Below are 4926 nucleotides of genomic sequence, written 5' to 3' on the forward strand. Positions count from 1 at the left end.
TACTTACAAAGACCGCAAATAGAATGTATTTCAGAAAAGAAAAAGACAGGCCGATCCTTAAAATCGATCTAAGGACCGGCCTGAGTAATAAAAAGGAGAAAATTTGTAATCCGTAGATTAGGGAAATCAGTTTTAATTGATTAATCGGATCTTTTTCCTGTAGAGCCTCTTCCCAAAGAACCGTTGAAGCTCCTATTAAGAAGAGTAAGGCGGGGAATATGATGTCTTCGTTAGAACTGCGATCCTTGTCCGTTCGACTCCAAAAATGAAAACAACGTTTCTTAAGAATTCCGAGACGTTTCCAAGAACTTTTAACGAAATCGAGCTTGCAGAAGCGAAAAAGGTTTAATGTAAACTCCTTCAACCGATCAAAAGACAAAAAAATACAGAACCGCCGATCCTTTTCATAGGGCGACGCAAGTGAATTGATGAATTCAAGAAGTAGTTTTATATAAATTTCTTGCCGTTTTAATCGTATCATTTCGAAGTCCTCAATTGCAATGGGCCTCAGAATTGGTCGGACTATGTATTGAGTAATACAACTTGTCAATTAAAAAATTGATTTAAACAACAAAATGAATGATATAGAAATTCGCAAACGTATCAAAATCATGCTAGATTACCTGAGAGAATCGAGGGGTTTGAATCAGGGGCAAATTGCAAAGGCATTGAAAGTGACTCCGGGAACGATTACCCGACTGCTGAATGGTCAAAATGCGCTCACTTCATCGATGGCATTACTAATTGAATACGTTTTTGGGTTTTCTTCGAAATGGCTTACAAAAGGTGAAGGGGAAATGCTTATCGCCCCTTCCCATCTTGAAAGAAAAGAAGACTTTGATTTTCTCCAAAGTATCTATAATCGAAAGGGAATGAAGAAATTAATAGAAAACCTTTTTCGATTATCGGATCGGGATTTGACGGCCATTCAAGCGATGGCCGAAAAGTTGGATTCCTAACGGAATTTACGCATCATTCATTGATACAAATTTTCGTAATATTTTCATTGAGTTTTTTTATAATACGACATAATTCATGTTATGTCGCAAACATTAGAACAAACTGAAGTCAAAAAAATCGTAGGATTGGAAGCACCGGAAGAGCTTGAAAGAGTGAAGTCTTTTGTTTCTAAAGTGTATCAAAATGCGGGTTATTCTCATTCCCCCTGGAAAAGTATAAACTATGATCCTTGGTCCACATGGTTTTACGCGGAAGGGCAGGATGGACTACTCGCTGCTATGAGGATTGTAGAAAAGTTTCCATGGAATTTTATTCCATTAGAAGTCGCCATAGTTCATAGATCGGAGCCTAAAATGCGTTATGCTGTGATTGAAGAGAATGTAGCCGATTGGAGCGCTGTTGCGTTTCAGCAAACTAGAGAGGCCTGGAAAGAAGCTAAAAGAATATCCGGTGAGGTCGCTAAACATTGTATTGAAAAGGGATATGAAATTATATATGGAATGTATCCTTTAGAACTAGTTGGAATTAAAAATGTGTATCTCAACGAAGGCGCAGTTGCCTCAGAAAAATATGTGGGCCCAATGTATTTTCCGGATTTTTATTTAAGAGGGAAGACCTGTTTATTAAATGTTATAGAACTCGAAAAACCAGCTTTACAAAAACTTGCGTCAAAATATTTGTAATAGTGGCATTTTGACAATGGTTTCAATAAATATTTACAATGTTTCGACAGGGATTTTTTTATTATTTCTTGGGGTTTATATCCTAAGAATACCTCCCGGAAAAAGTGTTCAAAAGCATTTTTTTGGACTCTGCCTTCTGCTAGCATTTTGGATGTTTGGACTTGGCTTCCGAGGCACCCTCCCAACAGATCTTAGAGGAATTGTACTGAATTGGATTTTAATTCCGGTATTGTTTATTCCAATTATGCTTTATACGATTGTGAATTCGATATTTGGAAATAAAAATAAGCTTTCAAAACTTAGGTTTATTTTAAATTTTATAGTCCTTCCTTATCTACTTTTTGTTACATCTATAGGTGATGCAGTTAAAATTCAAGATCCTTTCGTCTTTTCATATCATCCCACAATTAATTACCACTTAATTATTGCTTACAGCACTTTCTATGTATCTCTTTCTTGCATATCAATATTACAAGCGATGATTCGAGATAAGGGGGATGAAAGAGTAAGAGCATTTCTATTATTATCGGGGATTATAATTGCTCTCTTTGCTACTATTCTTTGCGTCTATGTGTTTCCTTTGCTGGGACTTTTTTATTCGTCCAAGTTAGCTGTCGGGCTTTTACCTTTTTCCATCATTTGGGCCGTTGCGATTTTACATTATGACGCGTTTGAAATTAGAGAACATATCCTAGAGGGAGAACAACCTTTACCCTTACTGAATCGAATCGCATCCATTCCGATCTTAAAATTATTTTGGTTTTTAGATCGGGAAGAATATTATTCCCGAATTATATCGAGTAAGGCAAACGTAATTCAAAACGTCACCCATATTCACCATGAACTCCTGTGGCGGGAGGAAGCAAGTTCACTCAACGCGAAAGAACGCGCTGAACTCCTTGCGCGCATCTTTAGCAAAAGAATTCGGTGAAGTGAACACGCTTCGCAGAATTTGTCTTAAAAACTGATCTTTTCGCTGTCCGGATTTCCGGACAATCCTTTTCAGGTTTCACAGAGAAGCTGCGTCGAAGCTGCACGGTTCAAGCTATTTACAATTTTTTAAATAATCGTTTAAATAGAGAATACATAGCTTTTGAACAGATGTGTCTAACTCATCCTGCGTGCATTGAGCTGCATACACGAAAATATCTAAATCGCATTGATCAAGATCAATGTAATCGCCAAGACCTAACGGATCGTATTTATCGAAATTACATGTAGCAAAAATAAAACACCAGACAACTATAATAAAACTAAATTTATACTTTTTCATATACTTTATTCCTACCAAAATATAGAATTTACTAATTTTTTATGTACACCGCCTGGAGCACCTAATCCAATAATTCCCGGTGCTAACGCCCATAACAATATATACGCCTTTAGAACTTCCTGAACATCTTCTTCTGAGTCTGACACAGCAATTAAAACTATTGCCCCGCCTTGAATAGCTCCCCTAAGCTTATGCAAGCCTATATGCTTAGCGGAAGGTAATATTTGTTGTCGCGGCCAAAGTGCATTATTCTTCACCCAATCTGCCGCGCCATATCTCCCTATCGTCGAATCCCAAAACTTTCCTGCATTGAGATAATACCTCCCTTTCGGAACAAACGTCGCGTTATGCACAAATCGATTCACACCTTTCGAAATTCCGCTCGTGCTCAACCTCTTGTCGATTCCCTTAGATCCAAAATCCTTCCCAATCGCATGACCAACGATCCGATTCAACATGTGCATCATTCCCGGACCCGAAACATGACCGCTCGGATCACGGTAACTCACAGGATTCCCGTCCACATACATGTAACGATTCATACCGTTCACGTTAGTCGGCATTATAACCGAATCCGCTTGTAAGAACCTTCCCAAGATCGGCTCGTAATAACGGGATTTGTAATAGTAAAGGCCCGTGTCTTTGTCTTCAATTTGTCCCGTAAACTTGTAACGGAATATATCCGGACCGTAGCTGTCGTTACGATTGATCGAGCCATACGGTTCATAAGATACATAACTGACTCCTGGCTCCGGTCCGCTCGCGGGGTTCCCCGCTCCATCCGTTATCATCGTAATCGATCCCAGATGATCCGGATGATAAAAATACATTCCGGTCACCGGCATTCCTCCGACAGATCCGCCGCCAGTCATTCCCACGCCTGGATTTTGGATGTTCGGCGTTCCCGGTGCTACGTTTGCTCCCATCGCTAATATCCAAGGCGGATCACCCTCTTTGCCTCCGCCAGGCAACACTCCGCATCCGGGAAGAGAAGTGACTACAAACATTGAAAGGATCAGCGCGGGAGTTCCCACGGCTTTCCAACTTAGTCTTTGTAGTAATTCATTTCCTCGGAGAAAATAAGGATACGATAAATAAAGGATTCCTAATAAAAGCAAGAAATAAAATGCGTTGTAATACTGGGTCGGAACTCCGTTTTGAAAGTATTTAGAATATCCAAATATTCCAATAAACTCGAATTTCAAACGATTTTTCCAGTATTTCCCGCAATCCCCTGCTACATCCTTGCAAAACAAATTCGTGGGAGTTCCCACAAACGTACCCGTAAGATTTTCACTTGACTCCAGACTTGAACTTGCCCCCGCAATCTGTAATGTCGCGTCATCTCTTGTCCACTGTGCGACCAAATCACCCTGCAATCCTCTCACATACAAAGTATGTCTTTCCGCAACACCCGGAGTTCTTACGATTTCGTAATTTTCTCCTAACGTATATGTTGAAATCAGAGATATATCCGATACCGATTTGACTCGGTTTCCTTGAAAGTCGTAAGTATTTCGAATCGAGCTGCTTGTCGCATACGGTGTAAGCTCGATCAGTTTGCCATAGGAATCGTAACGAAGCGTATCTCCGTTTCTCGAAACCATGTTCCCGCTTGCATCGTATCCGTAACTTAACGTTCCCGTGCTTGGACTTGTAGCCGTTGTCACAGCGTTTGCATGAGTTCCGTCGCCGTAACCTAAAGTATATTCGCCTTTTTGAATCAAGTTTCCGTTGGCTGAAAAGGTAAAATCCTGGGTTCCGTATTTCCCGGTTGCTTGTGTCACTCTGCCTAAATTGTCCAACGTAAAGTTCTGGGTTCTCGTCGGGTTCAGTTTGTCTTCAATTTTTGTAATATTCCCTTTGGAATCATACGTAAGTTCCGTGTTGCCGATTATACTTCCATCCGGTTTTTTAGAAACCACGCTCAAAGGTTTTTTGTCGAGTGGCTCAAACCCGATTTCCATCGTCACGCCGTTTCCGGTGGTCCTTCTTACGCTTGGAACTCCG

General features: G+C 40.3%; 4 protein-coding genes. 3 read left to right on the plus strand and 1 reads right to left on the minus strand.

The annotated features are described in order from the left end of the window. Nucleotides 1-575: 575 nt before the first annotated feature. The 3 genes from LEP1GSC194_RS15490 (at nt 576) to LEP1GSC194_RS15500 (ending at nt 2574) form a co-directional block, all read left to right on the plus strand. Nucleotides 576-959: a helix-turn-helix transcriptional regulator gene (locus LEP1GSC194_RS15490; protein WP_036043283.1), complete on the plus strand. Its 384-nt coding sequence runs from the start codon at nt 576-578 to the stop codon at nt 957-959. 81 nt (nt 960-1040) lie between these two features. After that, nucleotides 1041-1643: an LBL_2463 family protein gene (locus tag LEP1GSC194_RS15495; protein ID WP_017809652.1), complete on the plus strand. Its 603-nt coding sequence runs from the start codon at nt 1041-1043 to the stop codon at nt 1641-1643. 16 nt (nt 1644-1659) lie between these two features. Beyond that, nucleotides 1660-2574 carry an LIC10906 family membrane protein gene (locus LEP1GSC194_RS15500; RefSeq protein ID WP_020774475.1) on the plus strand — a complete coding sequence of 305 codons (915 nt, stop codon included), beginning with the start codon at nt 1660-1662 and terminating at the stop codon, nt 2572-2574. A 353-nt stretch (nt 2575-2927) separates the two neighbouring features. Here LEP1GSC194_RS15500 and LEP1GSC194_RS15510 read toward each other — a convergent pair. Next, nucleotides 2928-4926, minus strand: a 1999-nt coding sequence (locus tag LEP1GSC194_RS15510; RefSeq protein WP_020774472.1) for an RHS repeat-associated core domain-containing protein, incomplete at its 5' end; no start/stop codon positions are given.

It is taken from the genome of Leptospira alstonii serovar Sichuan str. 79601 (genome assembly GCF_000347175.1).
GTDB classification, from domain to species: domain Bacteria; phylum Spirochaetota; class Leptospiria; order Leptospirales; family Leptospiraceae; genus Leptospira; species Leptospira alstonii.

What these genes read in the sequence shown, in the direction of transcription:
- LEP1GSC194_RS15490 (WP_036043283.1), top strand. Translation starts at nt 576, where the DNA reads ATGAATGATATAGAAATTCGCAAACGTATCAAAATCATGCTAGATTAC.
- LEP1GSC194_RS15495 (WP_017809652.1), top strand. Translation starts at nt 1,041, where the DNA reads ATGTCGCAAACATTAGAACAAACTGAAGTCAAAAAAATCGTAGGATTG.
- LEP1GSC194_RS15500 (WP_020774475.1), top strand. Translation starts at nt 1,660, where the DNA reads ATGGTTTCAATAAATATTTACAATGTTTCGACAGGGATTTTTTTATTA.